The sequence below is a fragment of the Sanguibacteroides sp. AM78-02pH3A genome (assembly GCF_027666085.1).
GTDB lineage: Bacteria > Bacteroidota > Bacteroidia > Bacteroidales > Marinifilaceae > Gabonibacter > Gabonibacter massiliensis.
Map to the genome: position 1 here is coordinate 440,932 of NZ_JAQEHX010000003.1, position 19,165 is coordinate 460,096.

The 19,165-nt window shown below is 40.6% G+C and carries 17 protein-coding genes, 1 tRNA gene and 1 pseudogene; 9 read left to right on the plus strand and 10 right to left on the minus strand.

The annotated features are described in order from the left end of the window. Positions 1-66: 66 nt before the first annotated feature. The 4 genes from PGR74_RS06830 to PGR74_RS06845 all read left to right on the plus strand — a co-directional run bounded on the left by PGR74_RS06830 (position 67) and on the right by PGR74_RS06845 (position 3,821). The gene (locus tag PGR74_RS06830) at positions 67-858 is read left to right on the plus strand and encodes a UDP-2,3-diacylglucosamine diphosphatase (RefSeq protein WP_041504470.1); all 792 of its coding nucleotides are present in this window, start codon (positions 67-69) and stop codon (positions 856-858) included. A 10-nt stretch (positions 859-868) separates the two neighbouring features. Continuing rightward, positions 869-2,026 (plus strand): glycosyltransferase family protein, encoded by a 1,158-nt coding sequence (locus tag PGR74_RS06835; RefSeq protein WP_052634825.1) that lies wholly within the window; start codon positions 869-871, stop codon positions 2,024-2,026. Positions 2,027-2,071: 45 nt separating this feature from the next. Further along, complete coding sequence (locus tag PGR74_RS06840) at positions 2,072-2,977, plus strand: bile acid:sodium symporter family protein (RefSeq protein WP_041504377.1); 906 nt, start codon at positions 2,072-2,074, stop codon at positions 2,975-2,977. A gap of 406 nt (positions 2,978-3,383) precedes the next feature. Next, positions 3,384-3,821 carry a putative signal transducing protein gene (locus tag PGR74_RS06845; protein WP_160289157.1) on the plus strand — a complete coding sequence of 146 codons (438 nt, stop codon included), beginning with the start codon at positions 3,384-3,386 and terminating at the stop codon, positions 3,819-3,821. 9 nt (positions 3,822-3,830) lie between these two features. Here the strand turns inward: PGR74_RS06845 and PGR74_RS06850 are convergent, their stop codons facing one another. The 4 genes from PGR74_RS06850 to PGR74_RS06865 all read right to left on the minus strand — a co-directional run bounded on the left by PGR74_RS06850 (position 3,831) and on the right by PGR74_RS06865 (position 7,759). Continuing rightward, entirely contained in the window at positions 3,831-4,766 is a 936-nt protein-coding gene (locus PGR74_RS06850) for a DMT family transporter (RefSeq protein ID WP_052634830.1), read from the minus strand. A gap of 75 nt (positions 4,767-4,841) precedes the next feature. Continuing rightward, complete coding sequence (locus tag PGR74_RS06855) at positions 4,842-6,032, minus strand: sensor histidine kinase (protein ID WP_041504378.1); 1,191 nt, start codon at positions 6,030-6,032, stop codon at positions 4,842-4,844. Positions 6,033-6,506: 474 nt separating this feature from the next. Next, the gene (locus PGR74_RS06860) at positions 6,507-6,779 is read right to left on the minus strand and encodes a GNAT family N-acetyltransferase (RefSeq protein WP_041504379.1); all 273 of its coding nucleotides are present in this window, start codon (positions 6,777-6,779) and stop codon (positions 6,507-6,509) included. 77 nt (positions 6,780-6,856) lie between these two features. Then, positions 6,857-7,759: an alpha/beta hydrolase gene (locus PGR74_RS06865; protein ID WP_052634832.1), complete on the minus strand. Its 903-nt coding sequence runs from the start codon at positions 7,757-7,759 to the stop codon at positions 6,857-6,859. A 355-nt stretch (positions 7,760-8,114) separates the two neighbouring features. On the opposite strand from PGR74_RS06865, the gene PGR74_RS06870 reads away from it, so the two are divergent. The 3 genes and pseudogenes from PGR74_RS06870 to PGR74_RS06880 form a co-directional block, all read left to right on the plus strand. Next, positions 8,115-9,452 (plus strand): T3SS (YopN, CesT) and YbjN peptide-binding chaperone 1, encoded by a 1,338-nt coding sequence (locus PGR74_RS06870; RefSeq protein ID WP_041504475.1) that lies wholly within the window; start codon positions 8,115-8,117, stop codon positions 9,450-9,452. A gap of 9 nt (positions 9,453-9,461) precedes the next feature. Beyond that, on the plus strand, positions 9,462-10,541 hold the full coding sequence (locus tag PGR74_RS06875) for a trypsin-like peptidase domain-containing protein (protein WP_041504380.1): 1,080 nt from the start codon (positions 9,462-9,464) through the stop codon (positions 10,539-10,541). A 76-nt stretch (positions 10,542-10,617) separates the two neighbouring features. Further along, a pseudogene (locus PGR74_RS06880) lies at positions 10,618-10,818 on the plus strand (hypothetical protein); the annotation flags it as partial. 9 nt (positions 10,819-10,827) lie between these two features. On the opposite strand, the gene PGR74_RS06885 reads toward PGR74_RS06880, so the two are convergent. From PGR74_RS06885 to mtaB, 6 genes are all read right to left on the minus strand, one after another. Further along, positions 10,828-11,727, minus strand: coding sequence for a helix-turn-helix domain-containing protein (locus PGR74_RS06885; protein ID WP_041504381.1), 900 nt, complete (start codon positions 11,725-11,727; stop codon positions 10,828-10,830). Positions 11,728-11,914: 187 nt separating this feature from the next. After that, positions 11,915-12,814, minus strand: a complete 900-nt coding sequence (locus PGR74_RS06890) for a helix-turn-helix domain-containing protein (protein WP_041504476.1) — start codon at positions 12,812-12,814, stop codon at positions 11,915-11,917. A 372-nt stretch (positions 12,815-13,186) separates the two neighbouring features. Then, positions 13,187-13,271: transfer RNA gene (locus PGR74_RS06895), tRNA-Ser, on the minus strand. 35 nt (positions 13,272-13,306) lie between these two features. Next, entirely contained in the window at positions 13,307-14,656 is a 1,350-nt protein-coding gene (gene nhaA, locus PGR74_RS06900; RefSeq protein ID WP_041504382.1) for a Na+/H+ antiporter NhaA, read from the minus strand. Between the two features lie 64 nt (positions 14,657-14,720). Continuing rightward, positions 14,721-15,752, minus strand: coding sequence for a GDP-mannose 4,6-dehydratase (locus tag PGR74_RS06905; RefSeq protein WP_041504383.1), 1,032 nt, complete (start codon positions 15,750-15,752; stop codon positions 14,721-14,723). A 137-nt stretch (positions 15,753-15,889) separates the two neighbouring features. Further along, positions 15,890-17,203 (minus strand): tRNA (N(6)-L-threonylcarbamoyladenosine(37)-C(2))-methylthiotransferase MtaB, encoded by a 1,314-nt coding sequence (mtaB, locus tag PGR74_RS06910; RefSeq protein WP_041504384.1) that lies wholly within the window; start codon positions 17,201-17,203, stop codon positions 15,890-15,892. A gap of 211 nt (positions 17,204-17,414) precedes the next feature. Between mtaB and ispF the strand changes: the two genes are divergently transcribed. Together ispF and lpxB are read left to right on the plus strand one after the other, a co-directional pair. After that, positions 17,415-17,894 (plus strand): 2-C-methyl-D-erythritol 2,4-cyclodiphosphate synthase, encoded by a 480-nt coding sequence (gene ispF, locus PGR74_RS06915; protein ID WP_041504477.1) that lies wholly within the window; start codon positions 17,415-17,417, stop codon positions 17,892-17,894. 1 nt (position 17,895) lies between these two features. Next, positions 17,896-19,038, plus strand: a complete 1,143-nt coding sequence (lpxB, locus tag PGR74_RS06920) for a lipid-A-disaccharide synthase (protein WP_041504385.1) — start codon at positions 17,896-17,898, stop codon at positions 19,036-19,038. Positions 19,039-19,165 lie beyond the last annotated feature (127 nt).

Below are 19,165 nucleotides of genomic sequence, written 5' to 3' on the forward strand. Positions count from 1 at the left end.
GTCATTGTTTCTACATCTGTTCGTAACAAAATGGTTGTTTTTTTGTTGGAGAAGATAAAAGAAATTATGACAAACAGATTAAAATTTGCAACGGTGATCCTGTCGGATGTACATTTAGGATCGGAACATTCGAAAGTGGAAGAACTGACCAATTTCCTTAAAAGTGTGAATTGTGGTAAATTGATATTGAACGGTGATATCATCGACGGTTGGAAATTACAACGGAATCCGTTCGGTCGTTGGAAGCAATCCTACACGAATCTAATCAAGGTCATCATGAAAATGATGGAGAATTACGGAACCGAAGTGATTTATGTACGTGGGAATCATGATGACTTTTTAGACAAATTGACCCCGTTGACCTTGTCCAATGTTTCGGTAGTAAAAGATTATATTCACGTTTCTTGCGGGAGGCGATACTATGTGACTCACGGTGATATTTTCGATCATATTACGACTCATATGATTTGGTTGGCGAAATTAGGAGATTACGGATACGCTTTTTTGTTGTGGATGAATCGTATCCTTAATCAGTACAGACGGAAACGGGGTAAACCTTATTATTCTTTTTCCCAATCGATTAAACACAGGGTAAAATCTGCTGTTTCTTATATTTCCGATTTTGAGAAAGAGCTGTCATCTATCGCGGAGAGTCGCCATTTTGACGGTATTATTTGCGGACACATTCACCAACCCGCGGACAGGTATTACGGGAATATTCATTATTTGAACTCCGGAGATTGGGTCGAATCGTTGAGTGCTTTGTTGGAGTATCCTGACGGTCGTTGGGAGATATACAGTTACGAAGCGAGTACCGGCATGCAAATGGAAAGAGAAACGTTCAGGATCACGGCTTAATAGGATTCGTATGCGTTTTGTTTTTATCATTCAGGGAGAAGGACGGGGACATTTCACTCAAGCTCTTGTTATGCGGGAGATGTTGACGAGGCGGGGAGATGAAGTTATTGAAGTTTTGATCGGGAAAAGCGAAGCACGGCAGGTTCCGGATTTTTTTCTCCAGAAGATCGATGTACCCGTGTTGACGTTTGAAAGTCCGAATTTTTTACCTTCCGTGCAAAATAAACGTCCTTCTTTATCCAAAAGCATTTATTTTAATATAGGCAGGTTACCGGTTTTCGTCAAAAGTATGCGGTTGATCCATCGCAGGTTGGAGAAGTTACAACCTGATATGGTACTGAATTTTTACGAGTTGTTGACGGGATTGGTTTATTTATTTACGCCGCCGGATATTCCTTTGGTTTGCATAGGGCATCAGTATATGTTTTTGCATGATGATTATGTCTTTCCGCGTATTTCCCGCTTGGAATTGGCTTCTTTACGTTTTTTTACCCGGTTGACATCGGTAAGAGCGGTTCGTAAATTAGCACTCTCTTTTTACTCCTTTCCCCCTGCACCGAGAGCTCGCGTAACCGTTGTTCCGCCTCTATTGAGGAAAGAGGTACTTCAATATAAGCCGGTGAAAGGAGAGTATATTCATGGTTATATGCTTAATAGTGGTTATGTTTTAGATATTATAGCTTGGCATCGAATACACCCGGAGATTGCACTTCATTTCTTTTGGGATGAAAAATCAGCTCCGGAGACTTGGGTGGTCATGCCGGGATTTACTCTTCACCGAATTAACGATATGCAATTTCTACACTGTATGAACGGTTGTAAAGCTTATGCCACGACAGCCGGCTTTGAGTCCCTATGCGAGGCCCTTTACCTGCATAAACCCGTTTTAATGGTTCCGGTGCATGTCGAGCAGAAATGTAATGCTTACGAAGCTGTACGGGTAGGAGCAGGGGTGGAAGCTTCCGAGTTCGATATGGATCGGTTATTGCAATTTCTCCCTTCTTACCGGGTTAATCCGATCTTCAGGGCATGGGCGGATTCTGCAGAAAAGAGGGTTGTCAAGGAGATAGACGAAGCTTGCGCCCGACGTAAATCTTCTTTGTATGAACGTTTGTATTGTAGAATTGCGGATGTATTATTATCGAGACAGAGTTGTATCTTATTTTAAGATTTCAATTATAATCGTTTCCTTTGCAGTATAAAATTTACTGTCGTGTTACAACGTTTAAAAATTTGGATGATGCCGTTGGCCATGTTGATAGGAGGGGTATTTTATCCCTTTTTCAGTAAATTAGCCGCGATGACTCCTTGCCTCATATTTTGCATGTTGCTGATTACCTATTGTCGATTGGCTTTCAGGGATATGACGTTTTCTCGTTTACATTTTCGGTTGTTGGGTGTTCAAGTGGTCGGGAGCTTTGTCGTCTACGTTTTAATCGTTCCTTTCGACCCTTTGTTGGCGGAAGGAATGATGATATGTGTTTTGGCGCCGACGGCTGTTGCCGCTACGGTGATAACCGGGATGTTAGGAGGAAGTGTGGCTTGTTTGGCGGCATATACATTGATAAGTAATCTTTGTGTTGCCTGTATTTCGCCTTTTGTTTTTTCCTTTATCGGCACTCATCAGGATGTCCCTTTTTGGGATTCTTTTTGTACCATTTGTAGACAGGTTGTTCCTTTGTTGATATTACCTTTGGCCGGGGCATGGGTTTTGGAAAGATTTATTCCGTTGGTTCATCGTAAACTGAAGAGATATCAAAGTGTATCCTTCTATCTGTGGAGCTTGGGGCTGACCATTGTGACGGGTAAAACGGTCTCTTTTATCGTGGAACAAAGCGATGTAAATTTATGGGAAGAGATAAGGATAGGATTAGCGGCATTTGTTCTTTGTTGCTTACAGTTTATTCTCGGGCGTTATTTCGGAAAACGCTACGGGGAGGTGATTGCCGGGGGGCAAGGGTTAGGACAGAAGAACACAATATTGGCGATTTGGATGGCGCAAGTTTATTTATCTCCTCTTTCGTCGATAGGGCCCGCTGCTTATGTGTTGTGGCAGAACGGTATTAATAGTTATCAGTTGTGGAAAAAGAGAAAGGATGAGATGAAATATCGAGTATAACCTGTTTATTTTTCGTGTTTTATATTTGTTCGTTATCTTTTCCTTTATCCCCGTTACGAATGTTACAGCCCGAATAGCGTGCGTAGAGAAGTAGAAAAAGCAATATTATGTTCCGGAAATCAATAGGAAGAATGTTTGAATTGGTTTAAAGGTCATTAGGCAGGTTGTGTCCGAATAATGCCGCTGTTGTGGCAAACTCCGTAAAAGTAAGGGTTCCTTCGTTCGTGGTTTATTTTGCGGGAATACACGGGGAATACCGTGAGTATCCCGCGTTTCGTTATTAGCTCTTATAGCTTTTTACCGAATACCTGTAAAACGAGCTCTCCGATGAACGGATAAAATTTTGGGGGAATAGATGGAAAAGTCGTTTAGAAGTATTAAATTAGGAAATCTAAATGAGGAAAATATGGATTGGAGTGTAGTTCTTACGTTTACTTATCCCCAGGAGGCTTATATGGCTAAAAATTATTTAGAATCCGAGGGAATAGAGACATTTATACAGGATGAATTAACGGCCCAAAGCGGTATGTACGCTAATGCCATAGGCGGTGTTAAGCTATTGATTCCTACTGATAAATGGGAACAAGGGATAGAGATACTGAAGGAAGGGGGATATATCGGTCCGGCAGATCTTTATCGGGAGGAAGAGATTAAGATCGTGAAATGGGAAAAAGGTATGGATAAAACCCGTTGTCCTTTTTGTGGTTCTACCGATGTCGGTAAAAAAAAGGACCCGGATAAAATCATGGTTTATATCTTGCTGATTTTATCGGTGTTGTTTCCTATTTTCAGATCTTCGTATAAATGCTTTGATTGTCAGAAAGTCTGGAAATATAGAAAATGAAATGCGTCTCTATGCACTTTGCTTGCTGGGGATTTTCGTCCTTGTTTTTTTGTTGATAAGGATGAACCCGATGACGATCAACACGAGTGCGATAGGGTAGTGCCAAGAGAATTCTTGTAGCCCTAAAGCGATAGAGATTATGGCTCCCGTGATGGGTAGGAGGTATATGTAAATACTCTCGACAAAAGGAGAGATGTATTGTAATGCCTTAACGTTTAGAAAATAAGCAATCATTGTAGCGAAAATCAACGTGAATCCCAGTTCTAACCAGATATGGACGGGAGCTTCTCCGGTAAATACAGGAGCATGGAGTAGTTGAAAAATACCGAAAGGCAGTGTAACGATAAAAGCGGCCAGGCTCATCCATTTCATGACGACGATCGGGTTGTATTTTTGTGTGTAGGGTTTGATCAGGATCAGGAATAACGCCGAACAGACGGAGGCGGAGAAAATCAGTATATCTCCTGTAAACGAATCTTTTGCTCCGTTAGCATGAGGTACGATTGAAATGTAGAGTGTACCGGCCAAACCAAGTAAGATGCCGATGGCTTTGTTTATGGTAAATTTCGCGTGCAGGATGAAAACGGCTAATGCAATTACCACGATGGGTTGTACCGTGCGGATAACAAAAGCATCAACGGGTCCCGTGAGAGCCAAACCGTTGATATAAAGTAGCAGGTTTGCTCCCATTCCTAAAGCTCCTCCCAACATGATGATGCCGATCTCTTTTCCCGAAGGGTGGTTTTGTCGTGTCGCGTGAAGGAAAAGCGAGATAAACCAGAATCCTACCGTGCTGGCGATACAACGGATTAATACCAGTCCATGGGCTCCTATCCATTCGGGCATCACGATTTTCATGAAGTTGGTATTAAAACTATATATCAATATGGTGGCTAACGCCATAAGGTGTCCTTTGTAGGCTTCTGGTTTTTGAGATATCTCCATAATTCTTTTTCGGAGATAAACGAAAAAATGAAGTTAAAGTTCCATTTTTTGATTTTTTCAATACTGAAAAAACGATCAGAGTATTAATTCCTCCTTAGGAATATCATTTTTCTTTATAGAAAAGAATACAGACGTACCTCTGTCTTTTTTCGATTGAACTCGGATATCACCTCCCAATGCTTTGATATAAGCTTGGCAAATGGAGAGTCCTAATCCGGGGCTATCAGAAAAATCGTTTCCCCTATAAAACCGTTCAAACAGATGTATCTGTTGTTCTTCCGACATTCCGCATCCGGTATCTTCCACGACAAAGTCTACGCTATGCTGTTTTTTATTGATTTGGCAAGCAATTCGAATAAACCCTTTGTTCGTAAATCTTTGAGCGTTGGAAATTATATTCAAGAGAATTTGATGGAGTTTCATCTGGTCGGAGTATACGATAATGTCTTCTACCGTTTTGTCCAGGTAAAGTATTACATTCGGGTGAGAATAACTTAAACGGATATTGATTAAATTCTGACAAAGTTCTTTTACGTTAAAAACAGAAGGAGAAATATCGATATCAACATTGTCGACTTGCGAGAATTGAATGATATTGTCGGAAAGATGTAGTAGATTATCCGTATTTTGATAAATCAGATTGATGTATTCCTGTTGTTGAGTGGACGTGAGTTTCTGGTCTGCAATGACGAGGCTTGTCCATCCCAAAATACCGTTTAATTGATTTCTGATCTTATGTCCCAAGTTTGATAGAAATAGGGACTTGGACCTTTCGACACGTTTGAATTTTTCTTTTATATCCTCTAATCTGAGTTCATTTTGTTTTTGGTCTGTAATGTCGCATATGGTCAACAGCATTCCCCCGGAAGGTTGCGTATACATATAGGAGCCGTAGATTAAGACGTGGCAACTGTGTACCTTTTTATCTGATATTTGTATTTGCAAAGTGGCCTCTAATTTTGAAAAATTGGATTTATGCCGTAAGGAATTAGTGATTGTTTGTCGGATTATACAGGTTTTGCATAATTCACCTTTTCCACATTCTCCGGCTTCGATCGCGTTTACACAGTTGAATAGTTCCCCCACTCTTTTGGGTGAGGATGCTTGAGTGGAGGTAAGGGCGTAAAAATTTGTTTTTAAGACAATGAAATCGGGATTTATCAGTAAAACGTATGCTTGAATATTTTCAAAAATACTTTCAGAAAAAGAAGTGATGTCTTTTATTTCTCGAATCTTATGTTGAAGTTGTTTTTTTAAATACAACATCTTGTATATTAATAAAACAACTACACCACATAATAAAATGATAAAAATATGATATGTCATTGAATTCAAAATCTAAAAGTCGATAATATACAAAGATTGCAAAAAAATTTCTTATGCCAATGAAAAAGAGTTGAATTTTTGCAGACATTTTAGCTGATGAAAAAAGGACCAATAATTAAATGTTTGTTGATTGACGGATAAGTGAGGGGGAAAGAAAAATGAAGATGACGGGTAAACACAATGAATTGCCGGACCGTCAAATGAACGGACGGTACCTCGTCTCGCGATGAGCGGAATCCGTCAATTGGGGTACCTTGTCTATCTCTCTTTGGTCGGAGATAGGTGACCGTATCAATAGAAGTTACACCTGATTCGTCGGCGGAACGAGTCGTTTCGATGACGTTTGGCTCTGTACGATCATAAATAAAAAACCGGGAGCTTTAGATCCCGGTTTTTTCAGACACCGTGTTTCTGTTACGAGAATATCAAATTCTGATATTCCGGATGCCGGGCAACATAACTTCTGGAAAAAGGACAAGTGGTAATCACTTTTAAATGATTTTCCCGGGCATACTCTAAGGTATGTTTTACTAAAGCGGAGGCATATCCTTTGTTTTCCATCTCTCCCGGGACATAGGTATGTATGATGTCGATTCCTTCTTTGAAGGGTCTGTATTCAACGACTGCCGTATGTCTACCGTCCCGAATCTCAAATTTGTGATCGTGTGTGTTGTGTATAATTTCCATGATTTACAGATTAAATATTTATAATATATTTTATACGTAAACAGCATGGATATCGTTTGTCGTTTCGGGTGAAAACTTTACAGGTGTTCTTCTACAGAAAGTAATTGTCGTTTTTCTCTGTTCAGGTCGTTGAATGCAATGTCTATTTTGTAATTTTTTTTGTTTATAATGCAATTTCGAATGAACCATACGATGGAGTCCAGATCCTCCCGCATGGCAAGCTTAGAGATTTCGTGCCCCATGCCCTCGTAGCGTTTTAAATAAAAAGGATAATTTTCTAAAGTGAACAGGTCTGCCAAGTGGCTGGAACCTAAAAGCAAGTAGGTACTTAGACGCATCCCTTTGTAGATGACCACATGATCTTCTGTACCGTGGAACATCATTGTTGGAGCGGGATCTATTTCGTATTTAGGCAGTCCTGTCGTGCTGAAAAGTGCTCCGGAAAAACTGATGACCCCGGCGTATTGGAACTCTTGCGGTAAGTTCGTTGGATATTTGTTCGGGTTCCTTTTGTGCCAATCTGCCGATAGAACAACCAATGCTCCGGCACTCGATCCCGAAAGGATAATTGTTTTAGTATCGATATGTAAGGTCGTGGCATTTTTTAGAATGTAGGACGTGGCATCAAACAGATCTTCCCGGGCTATGTCGATGGCCTTTTCCAAAGGAGTTATGTTTTGAGCCGATACATCCGGATGGTCTTTTAATCCCAGTCGGTAATCTATGGATGCTATTATAAATCCCTCTTCCGCCATTCGATTGAAGTAGAAATTATATACTGCCCGATTCCTTTCTCCATGGGTAAATCCTCCACCGAAAAGGAATAGGATCACCGGGGTATCATTAGACAGATCGGACCGAGAGATAATATCCATTTTTAGTCTTTGATTATCTTTTTCCGCGTATAGGTAAGTTCGTTTTGACAAAAGAGGGTTTAACGGAGTTCCTTCGTCGGGTATGTTGAATGATGTTGTATTCATATTATCAGATCATATAAAAGGGGTTTTTGCATGTATTACGAATTGTATTAGGTAAAGTTATATACTATTCAATTCATAAATATTAAGCTATTGTTTCTTATTGTCGCAAGATAGGTAAAATAATTTTTATTTGAATACTTTTAAGTTTAATGGAAGAATGGTAGGATTGGATCACAATAAAGTGCATGGTCTAAAATATTAATAAAATATATTTCCAGACCGGGGAGTTATCAATTATTTCATAATTTTATGACGTCTGTGTGATTTTGTTATTGAGAAGTATGAAGGTATTTAATAAATCTTGTTAGATAGAGATTTATGAAAACAATGTAATAAAAATTAAATGGCTGCAATTATGAAGCAAACCTTGACTTTTAATCTTTCCACTATAGCCTCGACGGAAAGTAAGTTGAATGTCGATTCGTTCGACGCGAGTGTAGAGGCTTTTGAAAGTAAAGAATATTTACGTTCTTTTTATGCTTTACTGGATTATATCAATGCAGAATTTCGCACGAAATACGGGAATGTGCAGGGGACAGAATTCAATATTCCTCATGGATCCATAGTGGTTAACTTGAGGTTGGAGGATGATGAATTGAAAATCACCGCTCCTTTTCTTTCCATTCCCGAAAAAGGACGTATTCCTCTGTTGCGTCAGATAGCCGGATTAAATTTCAATCATATGGATTTGGCACGGATTTCTCTTCAGGATGATCGATTATTTTTTGAGTATAGTTGTCCTATTGCTTTGGTTAATCCCTATAAGATTTATTATGTATTGGAAGAGATTTGTCGGGTCGGTGATAAATACGACGATGAATTCGAGGCGAAATTCGGGGCGAAACGGATTTATGAACCGAAAGTTACTCCTTATGATGCTCAGACCGTAGACGCCGTATACGATGTCGTGCAATTAAGCTGTAAGGAGTGTATGGATGCCGTTAATTATTTCGAGGGAGGACGCAAATACGGGTACGCGTGGAATGTCGTTGATACTACGTTACTGAAGATTCTGTATTACGCTCATCCTCAAGGACAATTGCTTAATGATTTGAATAAGGCGGTTATCGATATGGACCGAGAGGATATTCCTTTGCCGGAGGTTGTCACTCACGGTAAAGAGATCGTGCTGCATGTTCAATCCATGACAAAGGAGCAATTGGCGGAAAATCTGTATTTTGTGGAGACCTTTATTCCCGGCAAACGTCGTTCCAATTTGAAAAATATACAGGAGAATTTTGAAAATACTTACGATCGGGCTTCCAATGCCTTAGAGGCAGAGGATTATATGACTTGTTGCCTGATGATTATTTATAAATTCTACGAAATGTATTTTTATAATAACGTACAGGATGATGTGAATGCTGTTGTCGTTAGAGCTTTACAAGAGACCTCTGCCAAATCATGGGAAGAGGCGGCACCTATACTGCATGAAGCGATGGATGATATCATGGAAGGTAATTTGGAGCCGGAGGAAGAGATGGATATGTCCCAATACATGCAAAATGTTCAGCAAATGCAACAACAGGCCATGCAAGCTATGCAAGGTGTGAATATGGAAGAGATACAGAAGATGCAGCAACAAGCGATGCAGGCGATGCAAGGGATAAACATGGAAGAGTACATGAAGAATGTTCAGAATATGATGGCTTCTATGTTTGGAGGTAACAATAACGACAATAATGACAAATAAGGAGAGAACATGGAACAGAATATATTTAACGCGGTTTATAAAGTAAATCATGCCGGAGGTGCCGGCAGTTGTTTTTATCTGAAAGAGTATGATTTGTTTGTGACGAATTATCATGTTGTCGATGGGTTTCATCAAGTGGCGATACAAGACAATGATAAAAATCGTTTTTTAGCTAAAGTGGTTTTGGTAAATCCGGCTTTGGATATTGCCTTACTGAGCGTGGAAGGTGACTTTTCGCATTTGCCGGAGATCGTTTTTGCGGAGACGGATACGATACCTATCGGACAAAAGATCAATGTTGCCGGTTATCCTTTCGGGATGCCTTTTACCGTAACGGAAGGAACCGTGTCTTCTCCCCGTCAGCTGATTAATGAGAAGTACTATATCCAGACGGATGCTGCCGTTAATCCCGGTAATAGCGGAGGACCTATGTTGAACGACCAAAACGAGGTCGTTGCTATTACGGCCAGTAAAATAACCGAGGCCGACAACATGGGTTTCGGTATTCCGATAAGTTCTCTGAGGCAGGTGTTGGAACAGGTTGCCGATATGGATAGAACCGCGTTTAACGTACAATGCGGGAGTTGCGACGAGTTGATTTCGGAAGAGGACGAGTATTGTCCTTCCTGTGGTGAGAAATTGCCGGAAAATATCTTTAAGGAACAGGGACTGACAGATTTGGCTGTTTTTTGTGAGAAGGCGATCGAAAGCATGGGGATAAATCCGGTTTTGGCCCGGGTCGGATACGAGTGTTGGACGTTTCATAAAGGAAGCTCGGAGATTCGTATGTTCGTTTATCAACGTTCCTATCTTTTCTGTACGTCGCCTATTAATATTCTTCCCAAGAAAAACCTGGAACCCGTGTTGACCTATCTGCTGAATGCGGATGTGAAGCCTTATCAATTGGGATTGGACGGTAATCAGATCTATCTCTCTTATCGTATTCATATTTCGGATATTTTTTCCGAGTATGCGGACGAGATCCAAAAAAATATTACGAATTTGGCTTTTAAAGCTGACGATTTGGATAATTTTTTAGTGGATACATACGGATGCGAGTTATCGGAATACGCTAAAAAGGATGCTTAAAATATATACCCGAAAATCAATGGATTTCCGGGTATATAAAATAATAGCTATCTTTGCAGGACAAAAGATAACTATTATGAATATAGGAAAGTTTACCCGACGTGATTATATCAAGGCTAATCGCAAGGCAAGCCGAGAGGCCGAGATTGAAACTCACACCCGCCCGATCCGTTTCAATCGGGTGCACAAATCAAAAAAAGTCTATGACCGTAAAAGGATAAAGGCAGGCGATAAAAAGGGCTTGCCTTTTTTTATGTTTCCCGATAGAGTAGCATCCCCGAGAAACTTACCGACTTACCGTTCGATATTCATTCGGCGTGGACCCTACGATGTTTTTGAACATACGACTCAAATGGTGAGGATATTTAAACCCCAACGAATAAGCGATTTCACTAACAGATTTGTTACTTTCTATCAACAACTCTTTGACTTTGCCGATAACGGTCAATTGGATATGTTCTTGTGCCGATTTGCCTGTCTCTTTTTTTATCAAATCCCCGAAATAGTTAGGTGATAGGTGTAATTGAGCGGCACAATACTGTACCGAGGGCAACCCGATGGTTTGCGGTTTATCCGATTCGAAGTAGGCAGAGAGTAAATCCTCGAAATTTTCCAGTAGACCACGGTTTACCGCCTTTCGTATAATAAACTGACGATCGTAGAAACGTACGCAATGGTTCAGCAGTACTTCGATGTTAGCGGCGATGATCTGTTTGCTGTGTTTATCGATAGAGTGTTCCAATTCTTCTTTGATTTCTCGAAAACAGTTAAGTATAATCTGGCGTTCCCGTTCTGACATGTGTAAAGCCTCGTTTGACTCGTAAGAGAAAAAAGTATACTCCTTTATTCGTCGAGCCAAAGAGGTTCCGTAAAGTAAATCGGGATGGAAAAATAGAGCCCAACCTTTGGGGTTACGGGTCTCTCCTCCGTCATCGACACCTGCAACTTGTCCCGGAGCCAGGAATACGAGTGTACCTTCCTGATAGTCGTATTTGTTACGACCGTACAAGAGAGTGCCGCAATCCAGTTCCTTAAGAAAGATGCAGTAAAAACCGAAATTTTTGCGACTGTGTTCGAGTACCTCGAGTGTTGAAAAATCGACCACGCTCACCAAAGGATGCAGGGTCTCCACGCCCAGCCTGTTGTTGTAATCATGAACGGTCTCTAATTTAATAATTTCACTCATATTTATTGCTTTTGGTTATAACAAAAATAAGGATTTTATGTGAAAAAATATAGTTGCTTTTTGTAACCTGTAATTTGGGTTAGTAATTCCGTAATGTATGTTCATGCATTGTATATAAGCGTTTTAGTATCGGCTTGGGAAATAAATATAAATTTGGTCTTGTTGCAAATAAAAATAAGATTACGATTTAATACTTCGATCTGTACTGGTTGGGGCCATAACCTGTTAACTTTTTGAATAATCGACTAAAACATAAAGGAGAAGAGAAACCTAACTCTTCGGAGATTTGTACGATTGTTTTATTGGTTTTTGACAATTGTTTTTTTGCCAACTCTATACGTTTGAGTTGAATATATTCGTGTATGGTTTTACCGGATTCATGCTTCAACAGATCGTCAAAATAGGCCGTGGATAGATGAAGTAAAACGGCACAATAGCTGGATGAGATCATACCTCTCGAACCTTTTTGACCGCTCGTAAGATAATGATTTAATATTTGCTTTGTTTTTTTTATGAGGTTTTCGTTCGCTTTATGTCGAGTAATAAATTGTCGATCGTAAAAACGTACACAATGATTTAATAGTAGTTCTATTTTATTAGTTATCAGTATATTGCTCTGGTTGTCTATCGGGTGATGAATTTCTTCGTTGATTCTTTCCAAGCAAGTGTGAATTATTCTTTTTTCACGAGATGAAAGGTGAAGGGCTTCGTCCTGCTGATAAAAAAAGAACGTGTAATCTTTCATATGTTCTTCGGGAAATGTCTCTTTTATCAGATCCGGATGAAAGGTCAACAAATATCCGTTTGAACAAGACATCCCGTGATTTTTTTCGGTATCGACGAGAACTCCGGGAGAGAGGAAAAGTAGTGTTCCGTCCGAATAGTCGCAAAACTTCCGTCCGTAGCCAAAGCTGTTGCATTTATATTCCTTCAACCAAACGGAATAAAAACTGAATTGTAATAAAACCTGTCGCTTTTCGTTCACTTTCGAAAAATCGATAACACTCGCTAAGGGATGTAGTGTTTTTTTCCCGAAAAAAGTATTGCATTGATGTATAGTATCTATCTTCACTATCTCTTTTTTCATCGTCGAGCATTTGTTCGTGACAAAATTAACTGCTTTCTCCTGTACTTGTTTCTCTATTTTTTTAAAACGGTAATTTTGGTACAAACATCCGTAATCTGTCTACGGTCGGGAGGTTACCATACTCCTGTTGCTGTCGTATTAGGATTTTGTAGGTTGGTTATTGTGCTTCGTTCGACTCCCTTGTAAATTAAAAAGAGAATCAGCATGATAGTGATTCTCTTTATCATTTTTTATATAGCGGAGAGACAGGGATGACTCGGAACGTTGTTCCTCGTGAACGCGTTACGAACCCCGTCTATCGCTTCGTTCGACTCCCTTATAAATTAAAAAGAGAATCAACATGATAGTGATTCTCTTTATTGTTTTTATAAGCGGAGAGACAGGGATTCGAACCCCGGGTGCCTCGCAGCACAACGGTTTTCAAGACCGCCGCAATCGACCACTCTGCCATCTCTCCGGATGCGGGTGCAAATATAGAGGTTTTCATTTATTTTAAAAATTATTTTTCTCTTTTTTTTCCAGAACATACCTTAAGATAAGGTAGCCGCAGAGTCCTGCGAATAAAGATCCTCCGATGATTCCGATTTTTGCCTGGTTAAGAAGAGTCGCCCCGATCTCCGGAATTCCCGCGTAAGACAGATTCGCTATAAATAAAGAGACCGTAAAACCGATACCGCCGATCATAGATATGCCGAATAAAGAACCTTCGTGCATACGGTCCGGCATGGAAAGCCAACCGGTTTTAACAGAGAGGTAGGTGAATGAAAAAATGCCGATCAACTTGCCTAAAACCAATGAAATGAAAATGGTGATGGAGATCCCCTGTAACGAGGCAAGAGAAAGGCCTTCAAAGGAAATACTGGCATTGGCAAAGGCAAATAATGGCATAACGACATAGTTGATAAGGGAATGCAGATCGTCATCCATCGCCTGTAAAGGGCTGATTACTCTGTCTGAAGCCGATTCTATACTTTTTAGAATAGACAATTCCGAGTTGCTGAGTATGAGGTTGCTGGAGTTTTCTCCTTCCGGTAATCTTTTTAAACTTTCCCGAATGTTATTCACGTATTTATAAATGCGTAATTTCGGTCGGGCGGGAACCGTGAAGGCCACGATTACCCCGGCTATCGTCGGATGGATACCCGATTGGACAAACAGGTACCATACCACAATGCCCAAAAATATATAGAACAGCTTATTATGGATTCCTGATTTACCTCCGATATATAACAGTAGTATAACGCCTGCCGCGGCGATAAGAAATTCCGTTATCAATTGCTGACTGTAGAAAACGGCGATGACGATAATCCCTCCGATATCGTCGACCACGGCAAAAGCCGTTAAAAAGATTTTGAGACTCAGGGGTACTTTTTTCCCCAGTAAAGAGAGTACGCCTAAAGAGAAGGCGATATCGGTAGCCATGGGGATCGCGGCTCCTCTGGCTGCCGGTCCGGGTTCTCCGATCAACATGAATAGAAGGACGGGAACGATCATTCCGCCGCAAGCGGCAATAACCGGTAATAAAGCTTTTCTGGGAGAGGATAACTCACCGACCAGGAGTTCCCGTTTGATCTCTAATCCTACCGAAAAGAAAAAAATGGCCATTAAAGCATCATTGATAAAGGCTAATAGGGTCATGGAACCTCCGCCGTGCTGCTGAAAAAGATTGAAACTTCCTATATTGAAACTGACCTCTTGAGAAAAGAAATGGTTGTAATATTCTTTTAATGGAGAGTTGGCTATTATCATGGCTAATAGTGCCACGAACAGAAGAATTGCCCCACCGTTGATTTTAGCCTGGATCAATCTACGTGTAGAAAACTTCAACGTATCCTTAAACATATCCTTCGTTTTATATTAGAAGTAAGGTAAAATTAATGATTCTTGTTATTCTTTCGAATGTTTGCTACTTTTTCTGATTTATAAAATGGGATTGGGAAAACCACTCGGCAAACCGTTGTATACCTGTTTCAAGAGAGATGGTAGGAGTGTAGTTATAGTCTTCTTGTAACCTGGTCGTGTCTGCCCACGTTTGATAAACGTCTCCGGGTTGCATCTCCATGAAAACCTTTTTGGCTTCTTTCCCCAAATTCTTCTCCAGTACATGGATAAAATCCATTAATTTCACCGGTTCTCCTCTTCCTATATTATATATGGTCGCTGGAGTACCGGGAAAATCTTCTCTTTTCATTCCGGGGGTTGTAATTATTTTTTCCATTCCGGTGATGATATCGTCGATATAGGTGAAATCTCTGGATAGATGACCGTTATTAAAGATTTTGATTTCCTTGTCGTTTGTAATGGCATTGGCAAATAGGATAGGAGCCATATCCGGCCGACCGTATGGACCGTATACCGTAAAAAAACGAAGTCCTATGGTTTGCAACTTGTATAAATACGAATAGGTATTGGCCATTAATTCATTACTTTTTTTGGAAGCGGCGTAAATGGATATCGGGTGATCCACCTGATCGTCTTCTCGAAAAGGAACGGAATGATTGTTTCCGTAAACGGAGGAAGAAGAGGCGTATACCAATTTTGTGCATTGAAATTTTCGACAGGCTTCCAATAAATTTAGAAAACCGACAATATTACTTTGGACATAGGATTCGGGATGAGTAAGGCTGTAACGTACGCCGGCTTGTGCAGCCAGGTTTACGACGCAATCAAATCGGTGCGTGGCGAATAGTTTTGTTAATTTTTCTGTGTCGCATAAATCCATTTGACAAAAGGTGTAACGCGAATCTATTTCGGATTTGATTTCTTTGCCGTATTCATAATTTTCAATTCCGCATGCCCGCAGTCTCTCCTCTTTTAAAGTGGTATCATAGTAGTTATTAACGGAGTCAATACCGTAAATGGTATGATTGTCGTTTAAAAGTCTTTTGACAAGGTAAAAACCGATGAATCCGGCTGTTCCCGAAATTAATATGTTCATGTTCTCTTGTTTCAGGTTCTAAATTATCCGGCAAAATTATAAAATAAAACAGAAATAACTTATCATGGATGGTTTAAATCCACCTGTTTTATTCGGGAAGAGGTATTTGGAGCGAAAAAACGGAATGCTTGTAGAGGTCAATAATGAATGAGTTGGATTTTTCCCGTGAGATTTCCGTTTTCGTTGGCTTCTCCTAATTTAACGGGAACGATTTGGTTTGTCAACGTACGATCGTAGGGGAGTTCGACTCGAATGTAATTATCTGTGAACCCGCCCATCGAGCCGTTAATTTCACTCTCTTCGAAAAGTACCGGGCGAATCTCTCCCTGAAAAGATTGATAAAAAGATTGGAGTTTTTGTTCTGAAATGTCTAATAATAGATTTACTCGTCGGTGCTTTTCTGGTGTGGTAACAATTAACGGAATATCCAGCGCCTTTGTTCCCGAACGTTCTGAATAAGGGAATACATGAAGTTGAGAGATGGGTAATTCGGAAATAAAATTTCGGGCGTCTTCAAAAAATATTTCGGTTTCACCCCGCATGCCGGCGATGACGTCCACCCCGATAAAAGCGTCGGGTAAAAGAGACTTGATCGTTCCTATTTTTTCAGCAAAAAGTTCGCGGTTGTAACGCCGTCTCATGAGTTTCAGAACCTCGTTATTTCCGGATTGTAACGGTATGTGAAAATGTGGCATAAAATGTTTGGATGCAGCAACGAACTCGATAATTTCATCCGTTAATAAATTGGGTTCTATGGAAGAAATCCTGAACCGGGGTATTTCGTCCAATTGATCTAATGCCCGGAGTAATTCAAAAAACGACATACCGGTATCCCGGCCAAAATCCCCTGTGTTGACGCCTGTTAGTATGATCTCTTTTATACCTTTATCTGCGGCGCTTTGTGCGGCTTTCAATACCTCTTTTATTTGTGCGCTCCTGCTTTTTCCCCGGGCGTAAGGGATGGTACAATAGCTGCAAAAGTAGTCGCAACCGTCTTGAATTTTCAGAAAGCAACGGGTACGATCTCCGTAAGAATATGCCAAATCGAACTGTTCGATCCGGAAAATATCACAAGAGTGAGGTGGGATGGTTTCCTGGGTTTCGAGGTGTTGCAAATAGTGTGCGACATTGAATTTGTCCCGGGCACCGAGTACCATGTTTACTCCCTTGATGTTCATGATTTCCTGAGCTCGAAGTTGGGCATAACATCCGACGACGACGATATAGGCTCCCGGGTTACGGTGGATGATTTTCCGGATCATCTGACGTCCTTTTTTTTCTGCAATGTCGGTAACGCTACACGTGTTTATCACGAAGATATCAGCTCCTTCTTTTTCTCCTACCGTTATTGTCCCTACCTGTTCCAGGCTATGTTTTATCGTTGACGTTTCCGAAAAATTCAATTTACAGCCCAAGGTGATATAGGCTACTCTCTTCCCTTCGATAAGCATTGTAATCTTTAATTATTATAATTGTAAATCTTCCGTCTGTTCTGCGACAAAAGTAATGATTTTATGGTTAAAAACAGAGGCATTTGAGCTTAGTCGTAGGAATTGAAATGAAATATTAGTTATTTTGTCTTTTCGTATTTGTATCCTTCTCGGTATGCTGAGGATTAATGAGGGGATATTATCGAAATATGGAATTAATAATTTGATTGTTATGAAGATAAAAACGGGTTTTGGAATAGATGTACATCGTTTGGCCGAGGGGGAAGAGTTTTGGTTGGGAGGAATTAAGTTGGAACATGAAAAGGGATGTGTGGCTCATTCGGACGGAGATGTTTTGATTCATGCTATTTGTGATGCCTTGTTGGGTGCAGCCGGATTGGATGATATCGGTTCTTACTTTCCGGATACGGATCCGGCTTATAAGGGAATTGACAGTAAGGTTTTATTAAAGCGGACGATCGATATGGTAAATGCGAAAGGATATACTGTCGGTAATATCGATTGTGTCATTTGCTTGCAGCGGCCCAAAATTAAATTGCGGGTATTGGAAATGCGGGAGTGTCTGTCAGAGATTTTGGGAATGGAAACGGAAGACCTGACCATTAAGGCAACGACCACGGAGCATTTGGGATACGAGGGGCGGGAAGAGGGGGTGACCGCTTATGCTTCGGTATTGATGATAAAGTTATAATATGAAATATTACATTATTGCGGGAGAAGCATCGGGAGACTTACATGCTTCCAATTTAATCAAAGGATTGAGACGGGAAGATCCGGAAGCCGTTATACGGGGATGGGGGGGAGATTTAATGAGAAATGCCGGTTGCGAGATCGTACGCCATTACAAAGATACGGCTATCATGGGATTTCTCACGGTATTGAAAAATCTGGGTAAGATTAAAGAAAATATCGAAGCCTGCCACCGGGATATATTGGCGTGGAAACCGGATGTGGTTATTTTGGTCGATTATGGGGGCTTTAATTTGCGGGTGGCCAAATTTATAAAAGCTGCCGGCATCCCTGTTTTTTATTATATTTCACCTAAAATATGGGCATGGAATACCGGGAGAGTAAAAAAAATTAAATGTCTGGTAGACCGGATGTATGTCATATTCCCGTTTGAGGTCGATTTTTACAGGCAATTTGATTACACGGTTCAATATGCCGGAAATCCTTTGGTAGATGCTATTCATGATAGGGATTTCAAAGATGAAAGTTACGCGGATTTTATCCGGGGTAATCAACTCCCCGATAAACCGATTATTGCTTTATTGGCGGGGAGTCGCTCTCAAGAATTAAAGCATGTCTTACCTGAGATGTTATCGATGGTAAAACATTTTCCAGGTTATCAGTTTGTGATCGCCGGAGCTCCTTCCATGAGTGATACGGATTATACTCCTTATATAAAGGGCTTGGATATCAGGATCGTGTATGGCCAGACGTACAGATTGTTAAAGCAGGCACGATGTGCCTTGGTAACATCCGGAACGGCGACGTTGGAGACGGCTATATTGAAGACTCCTCAGGTCGTTTGTTACAGCGGGGAAGGGGGGGCCCTCAGTTATTTTCTTTTTAAAACTTTCGTAAAGGTAAAGTATATCTCTTTGGTTAACCTGATTGCCGGAAAAGAGGTTGTTCGAGAGTTGTTGATGCAGAAATTGAACGAAAAGAACTTATTGAAAGCCTTGTCGGCGATATTGCCGGATGACGGCCCCAGAGTACAGATGTTGCGGGAGTACGAAGAAGTAAATCGTCGTCTGGGAGATCCGGGTGCCTCCGAACGTTTTGCCCGTATGATGATCCGGGATTTAAAGGAGTTGAAAGGTCGTGGGTAAAATTGTTTTCCCCTTCCTCGATCAGATCGTGAATATAATCCGCTGCACTCTTTGTTTGCCTGCCGCAAAGGTAAGGATTTTGGAGTAAAGATAAAGGATTCGTCAAAAGTTTGCGTGCTCCGGTAGC

Excerpts from the sequence above, each read along its gene's own strand:
- PGR74_RS06890 (WP_041504476.1), bottom strand. The coding sequence starts at position 12,814 with ATGAAAAAAGAGATAGTGAAGATAGATACTATACATCAATGCAATACT.
- PGR74_RS06835 (WP_052634825.1), top strand. The coding sequence starts at position 869 with ATGCGTTTTGTTTTTATCATTCAGGGAGAAGGACGGGGACATTTCACT.
- nhaA (WP_041504382.1), bottom strand. The coding sequence starts at position 14,656 with ATGTTTAAGGATACGTTGAAGTTTTCTACACGTAGATTGATCCAGGCT.
- PGR74_RS06845 (WP_160289157.1), top strand. The coding sequence starts at position 3,384 with ATGGATTGGAGTGTAGTTCTTACGTTTACTTATCCCCAGGAGGCTTAT.
- mtaB (WP_041504384.1), bottom strand. The coding sequence starts at position 17,203 with ATGCTTATCGAAGGGAAGAGAGTAGCCTATATCACCTTGGGCTGTAAA.
- PGR74_RS06870 (WP_041504475.1), top strand. The coding sequence starts at position 8,115 with ATGAAGCAAACCTTGACTTTTAATCTTTCCACTATAGCCTCGACGGAA.
- lpxB (WP_041504385.1), top strand. The coding sequence starts at position 17,896 with ATGAAATATTACATTATTGCGGGAGAAGCATCGGGAGACTTACATGCT.
- PGR74_RS06860 (WP_041504379.1), bottom strand. The coding sequence starts at position 6,779 with ATGGAAATTATACACAACACACACGATCACAAATTTGAGATTCGGGAC.
- PGR74_RS06865 (WP_052634832.1), bottom strand. The coding sequence starts at position 7,759 with ATGAATACAACATCATTCAACATACCCGACGAAGGAACTCCGTTAAAC.
- PGR74_RS06885 (WP_041504381.1), bottom strand. The coding sequence starts at position 11,727 with ATGAGTGAAATTATTAAATTAGAGACCGTTCATGATTACAACAACAGG.
- PGR74_RS06905 (WP_041504383.1), bottom strand. The coding sequence starts at position 15,752 with ATGAACATATTAATTTCGGGAACAGCCGGATTCATCGGTTTTTACCTT.
- PGR74_RS06850 (WP_052634830.1), bottom strand. The coding sequence starts at position 4,766 with ATGGAGATATCTCAAAAACCAGAAGCCTACAAAGGACACCTTATGGCG.
- ispF (WP_041504477.1), top strand. The coding sequence starts at position 17,415 with ATGAAGATAAAAACGGGTTTTGGAATAGATGTACATCGTTTGGCCGAG.
- PGR74_RS06855 (WP_041504378.1), bottom strand. The coding sequence starts at position 6,032 with ATGTTGTATTTAAAAAAACAACTTCAACATAAGATTCGAGAAATAAAA.
- PGR74_RS06830 (WP_041504470.1), top strand. The coding sequence starts at position 67 with ATGACAAACAGATTAAAATTTGCAACGGTGATCCTGTCGGATGTACAT.
- PGR74_RS06875 (WP_041504380.1), top strand. The coding sequence starts at position 9,462 with ATGGAACAGAATATATTTAACGCGGTTTATAAAGTAAATCATGCCGGA.